The organism is Mycobacterium vicinigordonae, from assembly GCF_013466425.1.
GTDB classification, from domain to species: domain Bacteria; phylum Actinomycetota; class Actinomycetes; order Mycobacteriales; family Mycobacteriaceae; genus Mycobacterium; species Mycobacterium vicinigordonae.
On record NZ_CP059165.1, the window covers coordinates 1,497,329 to 1,516,468 of the forward strand.

Here is a 19,140-nt window from a genome sequence, read left to right on the forward strand (position 1 = left end):
CCATTATCCAGGTCATCAGGCCAGCGAGGAGCCATCAGGCCAGCGAGAGGAAAAGCTCTTCAGCTCGTCGTCGCTGAGGACCGGTTTCGTACCGGCTTAACGCTGGTGTCTTGTCCGGTTGCCGAGTCTACCCGGGGGGGTATGCAATCGCTCGGTGTACTATACCCGGTAGGGTATATTTGGACGTCCGCCACGATTGGAGAAACTGCGATGAGCTTTCTTAAGCGGGTTTGGGTGGCGCTAGTTGTCGTGGTGGCGGTCGCGCTCGGTGGGATCGCGGTCAACCGGCTGCGCGGCGCGTTCGGCTCCGATGCAAGCTTCAGCGCGAGCGGCAGCAGCGCCCAACCGCTCCAGCAGTCCCACGTCAAGCAGGTGATCTACGAGGTCTATGGGCAGAGCGGGGCAACGGGAAAAGTGAGCTTCCTGGACGGCAATGCGCAGCCGCAAAATGCCGCGTTCACCGGATTGCCCTGGACGTTCACGATCGAAACGACAGTTCCTGCGGTTATCGCGAACGTGGTGGCACAAGGCACCGGAGGCGACATCGGGTGCCGGATCACCGTCGACGGTGTGGTCAGGGACGAGCAGTCGTCGGTCGGCCATCACGCTCAGACGTCGTGTCTGGTGAAAGCCGCATGAAAACCGACAGCGAAGCTCAGCCAAGATTCATGCGGTTCGTCCGCCGGTTCGCCGTGCCGATTCTCATCGCATGGCTGCTGCTGACGGTTGCGTTGAATGTGCTTGTGCCGCCGATCGAGTCGGTCGCTCGGAATCACGCCGTGACGATGTCCCCACAGGATGCGCCGGCGATGATAGCCGCGAAACGCATCGGCTCGAAATTCCACGAATCAGACTCCGACAGCATCGCGATGATCGTCTTGGAGAGCGATAAGCAGCTTGCCGCTCCTGCTCACCGCTATTACGACAACTTGGTAAAGGCGCTGCAGGCAGACTCCAAGCACGTTCAGCATGTCCAGAACGTGTGGGGTGACCCCCTCACGGCTGCCGGCGTACAGAGCCGGGACGGCAAAGCTGCTTATGTCCAACTGAATCTGGCTGGGGACCAGGGCAGCACCCTGGGCAACGAGTCCGTCAAAGCGGTGCGCAAGATCGTCGAACACTCGGCGCCCCCTGCGGGTCTCAAGGTGTACGTCACCGGGCCGGCGGCGCTGACTACCGACATGAACGAAGCCGCAGATAAAAGCATGTTCACGATGATGGGCGTGACGGGCGTGGTCATCATGATCATGCTGTTCATCGCCTACCGTTCGGTGAGTACGGTGCTGCTGGTTCTCGTCATGGTTGGTTTCGAGATGGGTACGGCGAGAGGGCTCGTGGCGTTGCTCGGGAATTACGACTTGCTGGGATTCTCGACGTTCGTCGTTGCCATGTTGTCCTCGTTGGCGATCGCCGCGGGAACGGACTACGCGATATTTCTGATCGGTCGCTATCAGGAGGCCCGACAGGCCGGGCAAGATCGAGAGACCGCCTATTACAGCATGTTTCGTGGGACTTTCCACATTATCTTGGGGTCGGGATTGACGATTGCCGGTGCCACGCTATGTCTGCACCTGGCGCGCCTGTCGTATTTCAAGGCGCTGGGAGTTCCCTCCGCGCTGGGCCTGCTCGTCGTCGTCGCGGGGGCCTTGACCGCAGCGCCGGCTGTTGTCGCGGTGGCGAGCAGGTTCGGGTTGCTCGACCCGCGGCAGATGATCAAGACCCGCGGGTGGCGACGTATCGGCACCGCCACAGTGCGCTGGCCCGGTCCGGTGTTCGCGGCATCACTGGTCATCGCGATCGTCGGTATCCTGATCATGCCGAGTATGAAGGTTAGTTACAACGACCGGTTCTACATTCCTAGCGATCTGCCCTCGAATGTCGGATACGCGGCAGCGGAGCGCCATTTCAGCGCCGCCACAATGAATCCCGACATTCTGATGATCGAGAGCGATCACGACATGCGCAACAGCGGTGACATGATCGTTCTGGACCGGCTGGCCAAGGACGTCTTCCGCTCGCCGGGAATTGCGATGGTACAAAGCATCACCAGGCCGCTGGGCGGTCCGATCGAGCACACGTCGATCCCCTTTCAGATCAGCGCGCAGTCAATCCCGATCCAGGAAAACCTTCAGTTCATGAAGGACCGAACTGCCGACATGCTGGCGATGAGCGATGATCTCGGCGCCATGATCGCCTCGATGCAACGGATGCAAGGCTTGCTGCAGGCGATGAGCAACACCACCCATCGCATGCTCGGCGACATGCATGACATGCAAGCCACACTTGACGAGATGCGGGACCATATCGCCGATTTCGACGATTTCGCACGTCCATTCCGTAACTACTTGTATTGGGAACAGCATTGCTACAACATCCCCGTGTGCTGGGCGGCCAAGTCGGTGTTCGAGGCGATGGACGGTGTGGACAGGTTCAGCGAGAACATGCACACGCTGATCGCCGACGTCCACGACGTCGACACGATTTTGCCGCAGATGGTTTCCGAATTCCCGGCGATCATCGCTGTCGCGACATCCATGCGGGCAACGTTGTTGACGATGCACAGCAGCTTCTCGGGCCTGATCACGCAGATGGCGAAGATGACCGACACAGCAAGCGCAATGGGGCAAGCCTTCGACGCCTCCAGGAGCGGTGACTACTTCTATCTACCGCCAGAAGCGTTCCAGAATCCGGATTTTCAGCGAGGCCTGAAGCTCTTTTTATCGCCGGACGGCAAGGCGGCGCGCTTCATCATCACCCACGACACCGACCCGGCTACGCCGGCGGGCATCGCCGCGGTAACACCGGAACTTGCCGCCGCGCACCAGGCGGTCAAGGGAACGAACCTGACCGACGCCAAGTTCTATCTGGCCGGGACGGCGGCCATCTACCGCGACATCCAGTCGGGCTCCCACTACGACTTGCTGATTGTCGGCATCGCGGCGGTGACACTGATTTTCGCCGTCATGGTGATAATCACCCGTGCTTTAGTGGCGTCTGTGGTGATCGTCGGCACCGTCCTGTTGTCGCTGGGGGCCGCTTTCGGACTCTCGGTGCTGGTCTGGCAGCATCTGTTCGGCCTGGACCTGAACTGGATTGCCCCGGTGTTCGGGTTGATCATCTTGCTGGCGGTCGGCTCGGACTACAACCTGCTGCTGGTGTCCCGCTTCCAAGAGGAGATCGGTGCCGGGCTGAAGACGGGCATCGTCCGCTCGATGGGCGAGACCGGTGGCGTGGTCACCTCGGCGGGCCTGGTCTTCGCCTTCACCATGATGTCCATGGTCGCCAGCGATTTGCGCTCAATCGGCCAGGCCGGCAGCACGATTGGGTTGGGGTTGTTGTTCGACACCCTGATAGTGCGATCGTTGATGACGCCGTCGATCGCCGCACTGCTCGGACGCTGGTTCTGGTGGCCTCAACGGGTGCGTCCGCGGCCGGCCAGCGAGATGCTGCGGCCCTTCGGACCGCGTCGTCTGGTCAGATCGCTGCTGCTGGGCGAGAGCGCGGACTCGGTCAACAATGAGCGACGGATTTCGGGCGAGCCCGATCGGCCACTATCGCCGGCCGGTGTCGTCGTGACCGCCAGCGATGATCCGCATCATTCGTAGATTGATGCGGACGAAGCGCCAGAACTGGATGACCGGGTTTTGGCGCATACGTAGCGTCGACGCCGTGGGCAGCGGCGCCTCGGCGATGCGCTCTGCGGTCTTCTGATCAACCGCGGAGTGATTGTTAACCTGCCGCACGAGAGACCCTTTCATTCAGGTATCAGCCACCACAGCGGCCGAGCCTTTGCCTTGTAGATGAACATGAAGTGCAGCATCAGTTTGATCCAGTGACCCGCCAGGCCGAGCTCTCCGGACGTGCCGGCGATGTCACGACCGGTCTGTGGGTACCGCGCCGGGTCGGGAACGACCGGGTACATCGTCATCGCCGCGGCCGAACCGCGTCGAAGTCCGGTGCCGGCTGAGGCAACGCAAGCGGCTCCCATTGTCGCCATGGATGCACGATGGGCGTTGGCCTGGGGTGCTTCGACGCGGTCCCGGATGGTCTCGGCGACCGTCTTGGCCATGACGCCTGACGGCATGCCGGTGCGAGGCGGGCTCGGCGTGATGACCGTGCCTCGAGAGCTCTTGCGTGGTTTTGAAATCGGGTGTGGCGGTGCGAATGCGATACCGGGCGCGAAGATATTTGGGTATTTCGGAGACTCGTAGGTGTGTGGCCAGTCGTCGGCCGACCATTCGTCATACGGCTTGCTGGAATAGTCTGCGTCGACCTTGAGGAAGCCCGATGGCGCGAACAGTTCTGAGGTGATGTCGTTGCCATCCTTATCGTAAGCAACCAGACTGGCGCCTTTGAACGGTGGTAACAGCATCGCGAAGTCGAATTCCAGATCGCGTTCGACGCCGTCGAGTTGCTCGTAGCGAAGCTTGCCGTCCATCACCTCGTGGACGGCGGCCTGTGTAATCGCCGTGACGCCACGTTCCCGGAACAGCGACTCCGTCCACAGCCGGCTGGATTGCACGAAACCTTTGTCGACAAAACTCATGCCGTCTACGCCGAAATCGCCGAGCTCGTATTCGTTCGTGAGATAGACGATTTCGGCGAGGTCACGTACACCGGCCTCGCGCAACTTGTGCTCGACATTGAAGGTGTACTCGAACGCCGCGCCCTCACAGGTGCAGGTGCCGTGCCCGACGCCGATCACCAGGCGTTGTCGCTCACCCTTTTTCAACTTGTCGACGACGTCTTCAAGCGCCTTTGCGGCCTGCCGGGCATGCCCTGCCGTGCACACCGAGTATGAGTAACCGTCCGGACCAAGTCCTGCAGTGGCGGCGAAATTCAATTGCGGGCCAGTCGCATTGATGAGGTAGTCGTACTCAAGACTGCCTGACTCGCCGCGGTGTTTGTCATCGGTATAGGTGAAATCCACTGATGGCGAACCGTTGTCGCGGGTTCCCTCGGGTCGGATTGCTGTCGCGAGGCCCTGGTAGAAGGTGATGCGCTTACGCCGATAGATTGGTCGCAGTGGAATCAGGACCTTGGACGCATCCATTTGTCCGACTCCGACCCAGATATTCGACGGGATCCAGTTCCATTCCGCGGCTGGGGAAATGACGGCGACTTCATGCTCACGGCGTAACCATCGCCGCAGATGCAAGGCGGCGGTGTGACCGGCGATGCCGGCGCCAAGAATTACAACTCTGGCCATCCCGGCTCCTATCTGTGGTGCCAGTCGGGAATACCCGGCGGGGTATTGCTATTGTATAAGACATGACAGCAAATAGCCACTACCATGACGTCCTGAACGACCTCAATCCACAGCACCGCGACCTGCGGCAGATGATCCCGGACGTGTATCGGGGATTCGGCGAGATGAGCAACGCCGCACTGACTTCGGGCGCATTGGACAAGCGATACAAAGAGCTGATCGCAATGGCCATCGGCGTGGTCGCCGGCTGTGACGGTTGCATCGCATCACACGCGCGCGGAGCCGCTCGCGCCGGCGCGACCAAACAGGAGGCTGCCGAGGCCATTGGCGTCAGCATCCTTATGCACGGTGGTCCCGCCACCATCTACGGCGCCCGCGCCTACACCGCGTTTTGCGAGTTCGCCGACTCAGCCGCCGGCGACACACAGTAGATAAGGAAAGCACTATGTCGGTAACAAACCTCACTGCAGCCGATTTTGAATCTACGATTCTCGACAACGAAATCGTGCTGGTTGATTTCTGGGCACCTTGGTGCGGACCGTGCCGTGCATTTGCGCCGGTTTTCGAGCGCGCCGCGCAAGACCACCACGGCGTAGTGTTCGCCAAGGTGGATACCCAGGCCGAGCCTGCACTGGCGGCCACCGTCAACATCCGGTCAATCCCGACCATCATGGCGTTTCGTGAGGGCATTCTGGTCTACAGCCAGGCTGGGGCGATGCCCAAACCGGCGCTCGAAGATTTGATCAGCCAGGTCGAGCGACTCGACATGGCCGTAGTGCGGGCCAAGATCGCCGAACGTAAGGCCGCCGCGAGCGCTTAGCGCGGTGGATGCGTCCGGCTAACGCCCTGCAAGCCGGACCAGGGTGCGGGTACCACCGAGATGTCCCGCGGAAATAGCAGGCCGGCAAATGCCGTTGATCGAGGCGGCGTCCGCATTGGCATCAACTAAAACTAGTGACGAACCGACCGGGGCGGGCGCGTGTCGGTCGCGGCCTTTAGATTGGGAGGAGGGAGCCAGGTGTCAACGGCGACGAGCCTATTGTGCGACGAGCGGTTGGATAGCTTCCTTGCGAGTCCGGCGGCGTTCTTCGCGCTGTCCGGTGACACCGCAACCGAAGGGACCGTGTTACTCGAGATGGCCGACACCGATGGCGAGACCGGGCCCGAGGTTGCCGAGACTCCGCCCGAACCCGAACCAGCCGCGCCCGCACCGGCGGAGACCGACGCCGAACTGACCGCGCGCTTCGAGCGTGACGCGATTCCGCTGCTTGATCAGCTCTACGGTGGTGCTTTGCGCATGACCCGCAATCCCGCCGATGCAGAAGATCTGCTGCAGGAGACGATGGTCAAGGCATACGCAGGGTTCCGGTCGTTCCGGGAGGGCACCAACCTCAAGGCTTGGCTGTACCGGATCCTGACCAACACCTACATCAACAGCTACCGCAAGAAGCAGCGGCAACCGTCGGAGTACCCGACCGACGAGATCACCGACTGGCAGTTGGCCGCCAACGCCGAGCATTCCTCCACCGGACTGCGGTCGGCCGAGGTCGAGGCGCTCGAAGCGCTGCCGGACACCGAGATCAAGGCGGCGTTGCAGGCGCTGCCCGAAGAATTCCGGATGGCGGTCTACTACGCGGACGTCGAAGGTTTCCCGTACAAGGAGATCGCCGAGATCATGGGCACCCCGATCGGTACCGTGATGTCTCGGCTGCATCGCGGCCGACGTCAGCTGCGTGAACTGTTGGCTGACGTGGCCAGGGACCGCGGCTTCATCCGTGGTGAGCATGAGGAGGTGTCGTCATGAGCGAGTCCTGCGGCACGCCCAGCGGCCACGACCACGGCGATTTCGGCTGCGCCGAGGTGATCGCCGAGGTGTGGACGCTGCTCGACGGCGAATGCACGCCGGAAAAGAAGGAAAGCCTGCGCCGGCACCTAGAAGCGTGCCCGGGGTGTTTCCAGCACTACGGGCTTGAGGAGCGGATCAAAGCGTTGGTTGCCACTAAATGCAGTGGCGAAAAGGCCCCCGAGGGTCTGCGGGAGCGGCTGCGGCTGGAATTCCGCCGAACCACCATCATCCGCGGCGAAATTCAGCCCTAGGGTCGCCGGTCAGGCGTTGGGCCGCTTGCCGTGGTTGGCCTTGCTGTACTTGCGGTCGCGCTTCTTACGGCCACGCTTGGCCATGGTTGAACCTCATTTCCTCAGGTTTTTCGCTGCAGGCGGCCGAAACGCCGCGCAATTGGCGTCCATTGTCTCACGCGGACGGCCCCCCGCGCTCCACCGCCCGCGCCACGCGACCTCGAACGGTCTTATGGTTCGATATAGAAAGCCCGACGGGGCAGACCAGCATGGGCAGTGGCCGATACGAGTGGGGTGATGGATGTCCGAGGAGGTTCGCGCCGAGATCGTAGCCAGCGTGCTCGAAGTCGTTGTCAACGAAGGCGACCAGATCGCCCAGGGCGACACCGTGGTGCTGCTCGAGTCGATGAAGATGGAGATCCCGGTTCTGGCCGAAGTCGCCGGCACGGTCAGCAAGGTGAGCGTGGCGGTCGGCGACGTCATCCAAGCCGGCGACCTGATCGCCGTGATCAGCTGACCAACTCCTGGGTTCATGTCCACTCTCGGTGACCTGCTCGCCGATCACACGGTGCTGCCGGGCAATGCCGTAGACCATCTGCACGCTGTGGTGGGGGAGTGGCAACTGCTGGCCGACCTGTCCTTCGCCGACTATCTGATGTGGGTGCGCCGCGACGATGGCGTCCTGGTGTGTGTCGCCCAGTGCCGGCCCAACACCGCCCCGACCGTCCTACAGACCGACGCGGTGGGCAGCGTGGTCGCCGCCGACCGCTTACCTTTGGTCGCCGATGCTTTTGCGTCCGGCGAGGTGCAGCAAGGAGACGCCGGCAAACAGGGCGAATGGCAACTCCCCGGCCTCAATGCCGGACTCCTTCGGGGACCTAACGTGATCGCTTCACCCGTTCGATACGGCGAACAGGTGGTGGCGGTGCTGACCCAGCACCAAACCGAGACCACAGCCCAACGCATGTCCGGCCACCTGGAGACCGCCTACCGCGACTGCGCCACCGATCTGCTGCACATGCTCGCCGAGGGCACCTTCCCCGACGTCGGCGACGTGGCCATGTCCCGTTCCACACCGCGCGCCGGCGACGGATTCATCCGCCTCGACGTCGACGGCATCGTCGCCTATGCCAGTCCCAACGCACTTTCCGCCTACCACCGGATGGGCCTGAACAGCGAGTTGGAGGGGCACAACCTGATCAAGGTCACCCGGCCACTGATCTCGGACCCGTTCGAGGCCCAGGAGGTGGCCGAACACATCCTCAATCTGCTGGCCGGGGGTTCCAGCATGCGCATGGAGGTCGACGCCGGCGGCGCCACGGTGTTACTGCGGACGCTGCCCTTGGTGGTGCACGGGGAGAATGCGGGGGCGGCAATCCTGATCCGCGACGTCACTGAGGTCAAGCGGCGCGACCGTGCCCTGATTTCAAAGGACGCCACCATTCGCGAGATCCACCACCGGGTGAAAAACAACCTGCAGACGGTGGCCGCACTGCTGCGGTTGCAGGCCCGCCGCACCGTCAACGCCGAGGGAAGGGAGGCGTTGATCGAGTCGGTGCGGCGTGTGTCGTCGATTGCCCTGGTGCACGATGCGCTGTCGATGTCGGTGGACGAGCAGGTCAACCTCGACGAGGTCATCGACCGAATCCTGCCGATCATGAATGACGTCGCCTCGGTGGACCGCCCGATACGGATCAACAGAGTCGGCGATTTGGGTGTCTTGGACTCCGACCGCGCAACGGCGCTGATCATGGTGATCACCGAACTGGTGCAGAACGCGATCGAGCACGCCTTCGATCCCGCCGCCGCCGGGGGTTCGGTCACCATCCGGGCCGAGCGGTCGGCCCGATGGCTGGACGTGGTGGTGCACGACGACGGGCGCGGCCTGCCCGAGGGATTCAGCCTGGAGAAATCTGACAGCCTGGGTTTGCAGATCGTGCGAACGCTCGTCTCCGCCGAGCTGGACGGGTCCCTGGGCATGCGAGAGGGCAGTGACCGCGGTACGGACGTGGTGCTTCGGGTGCCGATCGGTCGACGAGGCCGGCTACTGGTATGACGACGTTCGTACGCAGCAATGCGGCCCCGGTTGTGACCGGGGCCGCATCGCAGTGAATCTAGGGTCAGACTCCGCTGCGAGCCTTCGTCCGGGCGTTGCGACGCTTGAGTGCGCGCCGCTCGTCCTCACTCATCCCGCCCCAGACGCCTGAGTCCTGGCCGGTGTTCAGAGCCCATCCGAGACACTCTGTGGTCACCGGACAGCGATTACAGACCAGTTTCGCGTCAGCGATCTGCGCGAGTGCCGGTCCGCTGTTCCCAACCGGGAAGAACAGTTCCGGATCCTCGTCGCGACAGACCGCCCTATGGCGCCAATCCATTAGTTGCTACTCCTCACTATGTGCGCAGCACTGCGCACGGGCATTTCTTCTTGGCTGTTAAACCGTGCACAAGAAAGGGGTTCTGTACCTCTGCATATCTCTGCATGCAACCTTTTGATCGTTTCACAGGCTCAACAGATGTCAATAGTGTTACGCGGGCTCGTGGGCTATCTCACTTTGGCGATCTCTTACCCTTGCCCTTAACCAGTTGTACTACACTACCCGGCGAATTTCGCCCCACATTTTCGTCGCGGACGAGTCACGACTTCATTCGCGCAGGTCAGTGACCTGTTTCCGGCTGGGAGCCGGGCGCTGGAGCCGCCACCGCGAGGGCATTCGGGACCACCCGGAACGTCATAGACTCCCGCAAACCGAGGTATTCGCCGTCGTACTGACAAGCGGCCGGCTCGGCCATCTTAGTTATCCGCGCGTAACTCACATCGTCGTCGCGGATCAGCTGTTTGGCCTCCAACTTGGGGCGCTTGGCCAGCAGTTGGCGCAGCAGTCGCAAGGTGGGGATCAGCTTCATACTGGTGAGCGCGAATATGCCCAGACCCGACTCGAAGCTGCAGCCCGGGTTGGTGACCATCGGCCGGTCGTCGCTATAGGTCCAGGGGTTGGTGTTGGAGACCCAGACGAAGTGCACACCGGAAACGGGATCGCGGTCCGGCAGTTCGAGGATGAGGTTCGGGTCGCGTCGGCTGAACCGCACCGAGACGGGCACTGCCACTCTCCAGTAGCGCAGCGGTGTGATCTTGTGGCCCTTCTCGCGCTCCTTCTCCACCGCCTCGACCACTTCGGCGTCGACACCCATTCCGGCGTTGACCAGCGCGTAGATCTCGCCGCAGTCGATCAGGGAGATGCGGCGCCACTGCCGGTGCTGCTCGTATTCGTCGAGGAGGTCGATCAGCTGGTTGCTGGCGGCCGCCGGGTCGCGGTGTATACCCAATGCCCTGGCCAGCACGTTTGCCGAGCCGCCGGGAATGACCCCCAGCGCTGGGACGGGTCCCTGGGGGGTCGAGCCGGGGCGGCCGAGCATGCCGTTGACCACAGCGCTCACCGTGCCGTCGCCGCCGTGCACGACGACCAGATCGTAGCCTTGCGCCACCGCGGTGCGGCCGAGTTCATTGGCGTGACCTGCGTGTTCGGTGTTGACGATGGTGAGCTGAACGCGACTTTCCAGGGCGTGTGTCACCAGTTCGCGGGCGGCCGGTGTGATGCTGGTGGCGATCGGGTTGGCGATCAACATGGCACGCATGAGCCATGACGTTATGCGCGGCGGTCCCTTCCGCTCCACGCGGGCCGGGGTTGGGTCCGGTTGACTACGCTGGCGCCGTGACCGTTCGAGCTCCCTCTGCTGTCCGGCGCGCCGGATTCATCGTCGCGGCACAGGGGATCGCGGCGTTGGCGATCGCGGTGACTTTGGTGATCCGTGGTCTGGCGGGTGCCGACCAGCATGTCGTCAACGGATTGGGCACCGCGGGCTGGTTCGTGGTTTGCGGCGGCGCGGTGCTGGCCGGCGGATACGCGCTGGTGACGGGCCGTCGCTGGGGACGCGGGCTGGCCGTGTTCACCCAGCTCTTGCTGCTGCCGGTGGCATGGTATCTGGCGGTGGGTTCGCACCGGCCGCTGTTGGGTGTCCCGGTCGGGTTGCTGGCGCTGACCGTGCTGGGCCTGCTGTTCAGCGCGTCGGCGGTGCGATGGGCCGCGGGCGGCGGTCAGCGCGGCTCGGCCAGCGCGACCAATTCGGGTCCAGACACCCGGTAGGTCGTCCACTCCCGCTGCGGCCGCCCACCGACGCCGTCGTAGAGGGCGATAGCGTCGGCGTTCCAGTTCAGCACCGCCCAGGACAGCCGCGAATAGCCGTTGGCCAAGCATTCGCCGGCCAGCGCCGACAGCAAACCGCGGGCTAGGCCGCGGCGCCGGAAGTCGGGCCGCACATAGAGGTCTTCGAGATAGATGCCGGCCACACCGTCCCAGGTGGAGAAGTTCAGGAACCACAGCGCCATGGCAGCGATCTGGCTCCCGACCGTGCTGACATGCCCCCGCAACGTTGGCTCGTTTTCGAAAAGTGCTGCTGTTATTTGGTTTTCAGTGACCGAGCACTGTGGAGCGGCTTCCTCGAACTCGGCCAGCTCATGGATCATGGCGGTGATGTCGGCGACGTCGCCCGGTCGGGCGCGGCGGGTGCTCGGCGTCACTGCTGGACCTCCAGTGCGTTCAGTATGGTCGCGAATTTCGTTGTGGTCTCGTCGACTTCGCTGTCCGGGTCGGATTCGGCGACGATCCCGCCGCCCGCGTGAGCCAATGCTGATCGGCGGTCGGGCGACAGCTGTGCGCAACGGATCGACACCACCCAGTCGCCGTCGCCGGCCGCGTCGCACCAGCCCACTGCGCCGGCATAGAAGCCCCGGTCACCCTCCAGGGCGGCGATCAGCTTCGTCGCAGCCTCGGTCGGAACACCGCCGACCGCGGGGGTGGGGTGCAGGGCGAGTGCCAAATCTATTGCGGTAGTTGAGGTATCGCGTAGCCGTCCGATCACCGGGGTGCACAGATGCCAGACCGCCGCGGTGCGACTCAGCTGCGGCCCGTCGGCAATGGTCAGCTCATCGCACAACGGCTCCAGCGCGGCGCGCATGGTATCGATCACCAACCGGTGCTCGTGGCGGTCCTTGGCCGAAGCGGCCAGCGCTGCCCCGTTGGCGGCATCGGTGTCCGGGTCGGGCGACCGTGGCGCCGATCCGGCGAAGGGCCGGCACACCACGCGATCCCCGGCGCGCGCGACCAGCAATTCGGGGCTGGCGCCCACCAGGGCGGCGCCGCGGTAGTCCGCACCGGCCGCGCTCAGGTCCACCAGATAGCCGTATGCGGTGGGGTCGGCGGCGATGAGCCTGCGCAGTACGACGCGGCCGTCCAGCGGTGCTTCGGCGCGCAACCTCAAGGCCCGCGCTAGCACCACCTTGTGCAAGGGATTGTCCGGTGCGGCCAGCTGATCGCGGGCCCGGCTGATCCGGGCCCGGTGCTCGGCAAGCGCCGGGATGGCCACCTCCGCACGCACCGCCGGCAGGGGCCCGGTGGGCCAGTCCGGCAGTAAGTTGAGGCGCCGCAGCGTTTCCGGAACCAGCAGCGCGACCGGCTGGGATAAGTCGAAAGGCAACGCGCCCAATACTATTGGCGCGCTTCCCGACCGCAGCGCGGTTTGCGCGGCTGTGATATCGCGATAGTGTTCCCTAGCTCGGTCAGCGATCAGGGTCCCGCGCGCTCCGGTCAGCGCAAACGCCGGTTCGGGGTTCACGCGGATGCGATCGGTCGCGGATGACAGCTCAGTCCGAGCTGACTGAGCTGACGGATGCCGTGTTCGAACCCGCAGATCGCGATGGTCGCGGTGGGCATGCCGAAGCGTGACCCCTCAGTCACCGGAAGCTGCACCCACCGGGTGATCACAGCGCGGGAGAAGTGGCCGTGGCTGACGAACAGCACATCCCGCGATTGCATGTTCTCCAATGCCAAGGCGATGGCGTGGTCGGCTCGATCGCTGACCTGCGCGATGGTTTCGCCGCCGGGACAGCCGTGTGTCCACACCAGCCAATCCGGGTCGGACTCGTGGATCTGCGGTGTGGTCAGCCCCTCGTAGTCGCCGTAGTCCCACTCCGCTAGCAGCGGCGTGACCTGATCGATGATCAGCCCCGCCAGGTCGGCAGTGACCAGGGTGCGACGTCGCGGGCTGCAGATAACCAGGGGATCGTCCAGGCCGAGTTCGCCGAGAACGACGCCGGCGAATTCGGCCTGCTCCCGGCCGGCCTCGGTCAGCTCGATGTCGGTGTGCCCGGTGTGCCGGCCGGACTTCGACCACTCGGTCTCACCGTGACGCAGCAACAGCAGCCGGTGCTTTGCGACCCCCATGCCAGCGATTCTGCCCGAGACGCCGACGCCGGCCCGGTGCGCCACCCGACCGGTGCCACCGGGTACGTGCCAGGATGGGCACCGTGACCGCGTCGGCGACGATGCGGAGCGAAGTGACAAGGAGGAGCGACGCTGGTGAGTGAGTTGCGCGTGCTGGCGGTGGCCAACCAGAAGGGTGGTGTGGCCAAGACGACGACGGTCGCCTCGCTCGGTGCGGCGATGGTGGACATGGGAAAACGGGTGCTGCTCGTTGACCTGGATCCGCAAGGATGTCTGACATTCTCCCTCGGTCAGGACCCCGACAAATTGCATGTCTCCGTGCACGAGGTGCTGCTGGGAGAGGTCGAACCGAGCACCGCGTTGGTCACCACGGCCGAGGGGATGACTCTGCTGCCGGCCAACATCGATTTGGCCGGTGCCGAAGCGATGCTGCTGATGCGGGCCGGGCGGGAATACGCACTCAAACGGGCGCTGGCCAAGATCGCCGACAACTTCGACGTGGTGATCATCGACTGTCCGCCGTCGCTGGGAGTGCTCACCCTCAATGGGCTCACCGCCGCCAACGAGGTCATGGTGCCGTTGCAGTGCGAGACGCTGGCACACCGCGGCGTGGGTCAGTTCCTGCGCACCGTCGCCGACGTCCAGCAGATCACCAACCCGGACCTGCGGTTGCTGGGCGCGCTGCCCACGCTGTACGACTCGCGGACCACTCACACCCGTGACGTGCTGCTCGACGTCGCCGACCGCTATGAGCTGCCGGTGCTGGCGCCGCCGATTCCGCGGACCGTGCGTTTCGCCGAGGCCAGCGCGTCGGGCTCGTCGGTGCTGGCCGGCCGCAAGAACAAGGGCGGAGTGGCGTACCGCGAGCTGGCGACGGCCCTGCTCAAGCACTGGAAGACCGGCAAGCCACTGCCCACCTTCGCCGTCGAGTACTGACCGGGCTTCAGCCCAGCGCCACCAGGGTGTCGCCCCGCTGCTCCATCAGCCTGGAACCCAATACCGCCGGGATGACGGGTGCCGCGCTGGGTTGCCGCTCGACGGGTATGTAGCGGCTGGCTTCGCCGTTGACCGGGTCGTACACCCCGATAGCGCCGGTGACCGGTACCAGCAGCTGGCCGGCCATCGTCACGCCTGGCCCCAGCGGCACCGCGGTTTCTCCCGCGGCGATGGTGTAGCGCACGGTGAGGGTGCCGGCATCGAACACGAGCAGCGAGTCTCCCGTCCACCAGGTCACAAGGCTGCCGGTAGTCGACGCCACCGCAGACGCCGACGGCGGCGCGGGCAGCAGCGTGCTCGCCACCGTGGTGCCGGTTTCGTCCAGCACGTCGACGTGCGGCTGCGGGGACGGCAGATATACCGCGGTGCGGTTCTGCGAAACCACCACCACCCGGGCACCGGTGCCCGGACGCAACCCGGGCTCGACCACCACTTGCTGCTGGGGCTCGTCGTCCTCCTTGCCGGGACGCAACAACACCAACCGCATGTCGGCCTGATTTTCGCAGGACTCCAGCACCGCCACCTGCGACGAACTGGCCGTCGCCGATTCGAGCGTGCAACCGGAGTGCAGGCCGCGCGCCGATGGCTTAACTCGGGCGTCGATTTCGCCGTAAGCCATCATCCGGACCATGTCCGAGCGCCACATCTCCAGCCTGGTGCTGCCCGCCGACAGCACGGTGGTGCCGTCGGCGGATAGGCGTACCCGCGGATCGGCGTAGCTGCTGCGGGCGGGGCCGCGGCGCCCGGTTGCGCCGTCAATGGTGCTGACCTGGCCGCAACCACGATCGTCCCGGTAGACCGCGACCGCATAGTGGTACACCCAGGTCACCCCGCACAGGTCTGTGTCGCGTGAGTAGCTCCACACCGGCTGTCCGGTGCCCGGGTCGCGGCCCTCCATCAGGCGGCCGCCGGCGGTGACCACGACCCCACCGACCACCACCGGAACACGGGTGGCCGGACTGGGCGCGGACCAGAGTTGGTGCAGTGCGGCCGGGACCTCCCGCGCTGTGGCCGGCGTCGCGACGGGTGCGGACGCGGGCCGACTGATGGTGGCCCGGGCGTCGCTCGTCCACCAGATGAGCGAGGCAGCTACGCCGATGGCGACGGCGATCGCCGCAGCAGCCAGCATGTCGCCCCTGGTGCGCCGCTCGGGTCGGACCATTGAGTTGCGTTCGCCTCGGTTGAGCGTGTCAGTTGGCTGCCGGGGCGGCGTCTACCGGCTTGCGCCGGCGCCGGCGCCGGCGGGCCGAACTGCTCGCCGAACCCGTACCGGCAGTCGCAGCCGCAGCGCCACCCGCCTCCGACGCGGAATCGCCGGTGGCGGCCGGGTTGACGGGGTGGCTGGTCACCGGTTTGCCGCCGCGGGTGCGCTGGCGCCGGTCGGTGCGACGCGCCGGACGGCTGGTTGCACCGTCGCTGCTGCTGGCTTCGCGACGCTTGGCCGGTGCCTTGCGTGGTTCGCCGACGGTGCCGCCGGCGTCGGCCGGGATGGACAGCTCGGAGTACAGGTGTGGCGAATTGGAGTACGTCTCGGGCGGGTGGGGCGAACCCAATCCCAGCGCCTTGTCGATCATCGTCCAGCGTTCCAGCTCGTCCCAGTCCACCAGGGTGACCGCGACGCCGGTACGGCCGGCGCGGCCGGTACGCCCGATGCGGTGGACGTACATCTTCTCGTCCTCGGGGCACTGGTAGTTCACGACGTGGGTGACATCGTCGATATCGATGCCGCGGGCCGCCACGTCGGTGGCGACCAGCACGTTGATGTCACCGGAGCGGAACGCTTTGAGCGCCTTCTCGCGCGCGATCTGGCCGAGGTCGCCGTGGACGGCGCCGACGGCGAACCCACGTTCGTTGAGCTCGTCGGCCACCTTCTGAGCCGTGCGCTTGGTCCGGGTGAAGATCATGGTCGCACCGCGGCCGCCGGCTTGCAGGATCCGGCTGACCAGTTCCACTTTGTCCAGCGCGTGGGCGCGGTAGACGAACTGCTCGGTGGTGTCGTGCACTGCCAGCGAATGCGGCGCCTCGGCCCGGATGTGGGTGGGCTGGGTCATGAAGGTGCGCGCCAGCGTGATGATCGGGTCGGGCATGGTCGCCGAGAACAGCATCGACTGTCGGTCGGCGGGGATCTGCCGCAGGATGCGCTCGATATCGGGCAAGAAGCCCAGATCCAGCATCTCGTCCGCCTCGTCGAGCACCAGGACCGACAAACCGCCGAGTTGCAGGTGGCCTTGCTGGCACAGGTCGAGTAACCGGCCGGGTGTGCCGATCACTACGTCGGCGCCTTTCTGCAGCGCCTCGATCTGCGGCTCGTAGGCGCGGCCGCCGTAGATGGAGATCACCGAGAGTGGCCGCTGGCCGCCGTCGTCGGTGGTAGCGGTCAAGTACTTGGCCGCGGTAGCCAGGTCGCCGGTGACCTGCAGGCACAACTCGCGGGTCGGTACGACCACCAGGGCGCGCGGGGCGCCGGTCAGCGGTCGTGCAGCGGTTTCGGAGGTGACGCGCTGCAGCAGCGGCACGCCGAACCCGAAGGTCTTGCCCATGCCGGTGCGGGCCTGGCCGATCACGTCCTCCCCGTCGAGCGCCAGCGGCAGGGTCAATTCCTGGATGGCGAAGGGAGTCTCGATGCCCTTCTCGGCCAGCGCGCGGACAATTTCGTCGCGGACGCCAAGGTCGGCAAATCCTGGTTTGGGGGTAGCTTCAGCGTTGTTTTCGAGTGCGGTCATACGCGGTTGGAGAGCCTTTCGGTGACAGTAGTCGAGGTTGAATCGGTACTTCTCTGTGTCGCGGTTCACGCGCGCACGAGTTCCGATTCCGACTATGTCGCCGGGCCCGGTCGCCGGCCCGCATCGGCTTCGATCGTCAGCGGGCGGCTACGTGCACGCACATTTCTTGGGCGGTGGCAGCACAGATTCAGCCACTACCAATTAGCCATCATACCTGGCCGCTTAGTGGGACCCAGTGGGTTCGACGACTCCCTACTAGAGTGTTGCCCATGCCACCGCCCCCATCCGCCGACGAGTTGGCGGAGTCGCCCAGGCCGCGGCTGTCAGCCGATCACCCCGGTGTCAACGAGCTTTTCGCAGTGCTCGCGTATGGCGAGGTGGCGGCGTTTTACCGGCTGACCGACGAGGCGCGGATGGCGCCCAACCTGCAGGGCCGGATCTCTATGGCCAGCATCGCCGCCGCCGAGATGGCGCATTACGAGCTGCTACGCGACGCGCTGGAAAGCCGGGGTGTGGACGTCGTCGCGGCGATGTCGAAGTACGTCTCGGCACTGGAGAACTACCACCGGCTGACCACCCCGAGTACCTGGCTGGAAGCCTTGGTTAAGACCTACGTCGGCGACGCCTTGGCCGCTGACCTCTATCTCGAGATCGCCGGCGGGCTGCCCGACGAGGTCGCCGACGTGGTACGGGCGGCACTGTCGGAGACCGGGCACTCCCAGTTCGTCGTCGCCGAGGTGCGTGCCGCGGTGACATCCAGCGGCAAGCAGCGCAGCCGGCTGGCATTGTGGGCTCGCCGGCTGCTCGGGGAGGCGATTACCCAGGCCCAGTTTCTGCTGGCCGACCACGACGAGCTGGTCGACCTGGTGGTGTCGGGCAGTGGCGGTCTGGGGCAGCTCGGTACGTTTTTCGAGCGGCTGCAGCGGACGCACGACCAGCGAATGCGGGAGCTGGGCCTCAGCTCTTAGCGGGTGCAGGTGGCGATCGACGAGTTGTTGGCCGACGCCTTGACCAGCTGTCCTTGGGCGTTGACGATCGAGCAATTCAGCTGGCCGTAGATGCTTGTCGCGATAACCGACTCGGTCTGCACGCCAGGGTTGAGCACGACGACCTTCGTCCACGGCAGCGCCACGTTGAACTCCGTCACCGGGAAGCCCCGCGCGTCCGTGTACGCGATGTTCACCAGGTCGAAGAGCTGCTTGGTACCGGTCACGGTGTAGACGATCGCGCGTGGACTCAGAGCGGCGCCCGGGGGCGTGGCAGGGGGAACGGGTGCGGCGGTGGGAATGCGGGTGGGCACATTGCTGGGCGGCGTCAGGGTGGTGACCGTCTCCGGAGGCAGCGGTGTCCGTGCGGTGGTGGGTGGTGTGCTTGGCGTCATGCTCGGTGGGGCCGGGCTGTGTGGTGTGGTGGAAATCACTGTCCGCGGTGCCGGCGCACCGACAGTGGCCTTGGTGGTTGCGCTGTCGCCGCTGTTGATGATGACGGCGGTCGCGATCGCGCCGATAGCGATGACGGCGCCGAAGAACAGGGCGATCGGGCGCCAGCGACGATTGGCCGGCCAGGCCCAGTCTTCGTCGTCATAGCTGTCGTGCGCCCAGCTGTCGGTGTCGGCTACGTCGTCGGTGTAGCCGTACTCGTAATCGTCTTCGTAGCCTTCGGGAGCTGGGCGGCCTTTAGCCTCCGAGAAGTCCTCGAGGTCTCGGACGATGTCGTAGAGGGTGTTACGTATGGTACCGATGTTGCCGATGTTACTGAGACTCGTAGGCGTGGATTCGGCGTCGGACCAGGTGTTGGCAAAGGTTAGACCGAATTGTGACGTGTTCGTTTCGCTAAGCGCGAACCACCAGCCGGGGGC

21 protein-coding genes are annotated in these 19,140 nt (G+C 64.9%); 11 read left to right on the forward strand and 10 right to left on the reverse strand.

Going from position 1 to position 19,140, the window contains the following annotated elements; genetic code table 11:
• Positions 1 to 210 precede the first annotated feature (210 nt).
• Both H0P51_RS06615 and H0P51_RS06620 read left to right on the forward strand, forming a co-directional pair.
• On the forward strand, positions 211 to 639 hold the full coding sequence (locus H0P51_RS06615) for an MmpS family transport accessory protein (RefSeq protein WP_180917185.1): 429 nt from the start codon (positions 211 to 213) through the stop codon (positions 637 to 639).
• 29 nt (positions 640 to 668) lie between these two features.
• Positions 669 to 3,605, forward strand: coding sequence for an MMPL/RND family transporter (locus H0P51_RS06620; RefSeq protein WP_425489021.1), 2,937 nt, complete (start codon positions 669 to 671; stop codon positions 3,603 to 3,605).
• A 149-nt stretch (positions 3,606 to 3,754) separates the two neighbouring features.
• Here the strand turns inward: H0P51_RS06620 and H0P51_RS06625 are convergent, their stop codons facing one another.
• A complete protein-coding gene (locus H0P51_RS06625) occupies positions 3,755 to 5,209 on the reverse strand; it encodes an NAD(P)/FAD-dependent oxidoreductase (RefSeq protein ID WP_180917186.1) in 1,455 nt (484 codons plus the stop codon).
• Between the two features lie 62 nt (positions 5,210 to 5,271).
• Here H0P51_RS06625 and H0P51_RS06630 point away from each other — a divergent pair, with 62 nt between their 5' ends.
• From H0P51_RS06630 to rsrA, 4 genes are all read left to right on the forward strand, one after another.
• Positions 5,272 to 5,640 (forward strand): carboxymuconolactone decarboxylase family protein, encoded by a 369-nt coding sequence (locus tag H0P51_RS06630; protein WP_180917187.1) that lies wholly within the window; start codon positions 5,272 to 5,274, stop codon positions 5,638 to 5,640.
• Positions 5,641 to 5,654: 14 nt separating this feature from the next.
• On the forward strand, positions 5,655 to 6,029 hold the full coding sequence (gene trxA / locus H0P51_RS06635; protein WP_180917188.1) for a thioredoxin: 375 nt from the start codon (positions 5,655 to 5,657) through the stop codon (positions 6,027 to 6,029).
• A gap of 315 nt (positions 6,030 to 6,344) precedes the next feature.
• Positions 6,345 to 7,013, forward strand: a complete 669-nt coding sequence (locus tag H0P51_RS06640; RefSeq protein ID WP_425489022.1) for a sigma-70 family RNA polymerase sigma factor — start codon at positions 6,345 to 6,347, stop codon at positions 7,011 to 7,013.
• A complete protein-coding gene (gene rsrA, locus H0P51_RS06645; protein ID WP_180917190.1) occupies positions 7,010 to 7,306 on the forward strand; it encodes a mycothiol system anti-sigma-R factor in 297 nt (98 codons plus the stop codon). Before H0P51_RS06640 ends, rsrA begins: the two co-directional genes overlap by 4 nt.
• 9 nt (positions 7,307 to 7,315) lie before the next feature.
• Here rsrA and H0P51_RS29180 read toward each other — a convergent pair whose 3' ends face one another.
• Entirely contained in the window at positions 7,316 to 7,390 is a 75-nt protein-coding gene (locus H0P51_RS29180; protein ID WP_089025046.1) for a 50S ribosomal protein bL37, read from the reverse strand.
• Between the two features lie 196 nt (positions 7,391 to 7,586).
• Here H0P51_RS29180 and H0P51_RS06650 point away from each other — a divergent pair, with 196 nt between their 5' ends.
• Together H0P51_RS06650 and H0P51_RS06655 are read left to right on the forward strand one after the other, a co-directional pair.
• On the forward strand, positions 7,587 to 7,802 hold the full coding sequence (locus H0P51_RS06650; protein WP_180917191.1) for a biotin/lipoyl-binding carrier protein: 216 nt from the start codon (positions 7,587 to 7,589) through the stop codon (positions 7,800 to 7,802).
• Positions 7,803 to 7,817: 15 nt separating this feature from the next.
• Positions 7,818 to 9,341 carry a sensor histidine kinase gene (locus tag H0P51_RS06655; protein WP_180917192.1) on the forward strand — a complete coding sequence of 508 codons (1,524 nt, stop codon included), beginning with the start codon at positions 7,818 to 7,820 and terminating at the stop codon, positions 9,339 to 9,341.
• Between the two features lie 64 nt (positions 9,342 to 9,405).
• Here H0P51_RS06655 and whiB1 read toward each other — a convergent pair whose 3' ends face one another.
• Both whiB1 and H0P51_RS06665 read right to left on the reverse strand, forming a co-directional pair.
• The gene (gene whiB1, locus H0P51_RS06660; protein ID WP_036353357.1) at positions 9,406 to 9,660 is read right to left on the reverse strand and encodes a transcriptional regulator WhiB1; all 255 of its coding nucleotides are present in this window, start codon (positions 9,658 to 9,660) and stop codon (positions 9,406 to 9,408) included.
• A gap of 280 nt (positions 9,661 to 9,940) precedes the next feature.
• On the reverse strand, positions 9,941 to 10,918 hold the full coding sequence (locus H0P51_RS06665) for a diacylglycerol/lipid kinase family protein (RefSeq protein ID WP_180917193.1): 978 nt from the start codon (positions 10,916 to 10,918) through the stop codon (positions 9,941 to 9,943).
• Positions 10,919 to 10,995: 77 nt separating this feature from the next.
• Here H0P51_RS06665 and H0P51_RS06670 point away from each other — a divergent pair, with 77 nt between their 5' ends.
• On the forward strand, positions 10,996 to 11,427 hold the full coding sequence (locus H0P51_RS06670) for a hypothetical protein (protein ID WP_180917194.1): 432 nt from the start codon (positions 10,996 to 10,998) through the stop codon (positions 11,425 to 11,427).
• Here H0P51_RS06670 and H0P51_RS06675 read toward each other — a convergent pair.
• Genes H0P51_RS06675 through H0P51_RS06685 form a run of 3 tightly spaced genes read right to left on the reverse strand, consistent with a single transcriptional unit; the run spans position 11,379 to position 13,563 of the window.
• A complete protein-coding gene (locus tag H0P51_RS06675) occupies positions 11,379 to 11,861 on the reverse strand; it encodes a GNAT family N-acetyltransferase (RefSeq protein ID WP_180917195.1) in 483 nt (160 codons plus the stop codon). The two genes, H0P51_RS06670 and H0P51_RS06675, sit on opposite strands and share 49 nt — an antisense overlap.
• Entirely contained in the window at positions 11,858 to 12,955 is a 1,098-nt protein-coding gene (locus H0P51_RS06680) for an isochorismate synthase (RefSeq protein WP_180917196.1), read from the reverse strand. Before H0P51_RS06680 ends, H0P51_RS06675 begins: the two co-directional genes overlap by 4 nt.
• Positions 12,952 to 13,563, reverse strand: coding sequence for an acid phosphatase (locus tag H0P51_RS06685; protein ID WP_180917197.1), 612 nt, complete (start codon positions 13,561 to 13,563; stop codon positions 12,952 to 12,954). The genes H0P51_RS06680 and H0P51_RS06685 overlap by 4 nt, the downstream gene beginning before the upstream one ends.
• A gap of 135 nt (positions 13,564 to 13,698) precedes the next feature.
• Here H0P51_RS06685 and H0P51_RS06690 point away from each other — a divergent pair, with 135 nt between their 5' ends.
• A complete protein-coding gene (locus tag H0P51_RS06690; protein WP_180917198.1) occupies positions 13,699 to 14,499 on the forward strand; it encodes a ParA family protein in 801 nt (266 codons plus the stop codon).
• A gap of 7 nt (positions 14,500 to 14,506) precedes the next feature.
• On the opposite strand, the gene H0P51_RS06695 is transcribed toward H0P51_RS06690, so the two are convergent.
• Positions 14,507 to 15,721 (reverse strand): Rv3212 family protein, encoded by a 1,215-nt coding sequence (locus H0P51_RS06695; RefSeq protein WP_180917199.1) that lies wholly within the window; start codon positions 15,719 to 15,721, stop codon positions 14,507 to 14,509.
• Between the two features lie 28 nt (positions 15,722 to 15,749).
• Positions 15,750 to 17,282 (reverse strand): DEAD/DEAH box helicase, encoded by a 1,533-nt coding sequence (locus H0P51_RS06700; protein WP_180917200.1) that lies wholly within the window; start codon positions 17,280 to 17,282, stop codon positions 15,750 to 15,752.
• A 269-nt stretch (positions 17,283 to 17,551) separates the two neighbouring features.
• Between H0P51_RS06700 and H0P51_RS06705 the strand changes: the two genes are divergently transcribed.
• The gene (locus H0P51_RS06705) at positions 17,552 to 18,250 is read left to right on the forward strand and encodes a ferritin-like fold-containing protein (protein WP_180917201.1); all 699 of its coding nucleotides are present in this window, start codon (positions 17,552 to 17,554) and stop codon (positions 18,248 to 18,250) included.
• On the opposite strand, the gene H0P51_RS06710 is transcribed toward H0P51_RS06705, so the two are convergent.
• A complete protein-coding gene (locus tag H0P51_RS06710; RefSeq protein WP_246398730.1) occupies positions 18,247 to 19,032 on the reverse strand; it encodes a threonine AND proline RICH protein in 786 nt (261 codons plus the stop codon). The two genes, H0P51_RS06705 and H0P51_RS06710, sit on opposite strands and share 4 nt — an antisense overlap.
• Between the last annotated feature and the right edge of the window lie 108 nt (positions 19,033 to 19,140).

Coding starts and splice junctions, on each gene's coding strand:
- H0P51_RS06620 (WP_425489021.1), top strand. CDS start 669: ATGCGGTTCGTCCGCCGGTTCGCCGTGCCGATTCTCATCGCATGGCTG.
- H0P51_RS06685 (WP_180917197.1), bottom strand. CDS start 13,563: ATGGGGGTCGCAAAGCACCGGCTGCTGTTGCTGCGTCACGGTGAGACC.
- H0P51_RS06705 (WP_180917201.1), top strand. CDS start 17,552: ATGCCACCGCCCCCATCCGCCGACGAGTTGGCGGAGTCGCCCAGGCCG.
- trxA (WP_180917188.1), top strand. CDS start 5,655: ATGTCGGTAACAAACCTCACTGCAGCCGATTTTGAATCTACGATTCTC.
- rsrA (WP_180917190.1), top strand. CDS start 7,010: ATGAGCGAGTCCTGCGGCACGCCCAGCGGCCACGACCACGGCGATTTC.
- H0P51_RS06640 (WP_425489022.1), top strand. CDS start 6,345: ATGGCCGACACCGATGGCGAGACCGGGCCCGAGGTTGCCGAGACTCCG.
- H0P51_RS06650 (WP_180917191.1), top strand. CDS start 7,587: ATGTCCGAGGAGGTTCGCGCCGAGATCGTAGCCAGCGTGCTCGAAGTC.
- H0P51_RS06625 (WP_180917186.1), bottom strand. CDS start 5,209: ATGGCCAGAGTTGTAATTCTTGGCGCCGGCATCGCCGGTCACACCGCC.
- H0P51_RS06700 (WP_180917200.1), bottom strand. CDS start 17,282: ATGACCGCACTCGAAAACAACGCTGAAGCTACCCCCAAACCAGGATTT.
- H0P51_RS06655 (WP_180917192.1), top strand. CDS start 7,818: ATGTCCACTCTCGGTGACCTGCTCGCCGATCACACGGTGCTGCCGGGC.
- H0P51_RS06615 (WP_180917185.1), top strand. CDS start 211: ATGAGCTTTCTTAAGCGGGTTTGGGTGGCGCTAGTTGTCGTGGTGGCG.
- H0P51_RS06630 (WP_180917187.1), top strand. CDS start 5,272: ATGACAGCAAATAGCCACTACCATGACGTCCTGAACGACCTCAATCCA.
- H0P51_RS06665 (WP_180917193.1), bottom strand. CDS start 10,918: ATGCGTGCCATGTTGATCGCCAACCCGATCGCCACCAGCATCACACCG.
- whiB1 (WP_036353357.1), bottom strand. CDS start 9,660: ATGGATTGGCGCCATAGGGCGGTCTGTCGCGACGAGGATCCGGAACTG.
- H0P51_RS06695 (WP_180917199.1), bottom strand. CDS start 15,721: ATGGTCCGACCCGAGCGGCGCACCAGGGGCGACATGCTGGCTGCTGCG.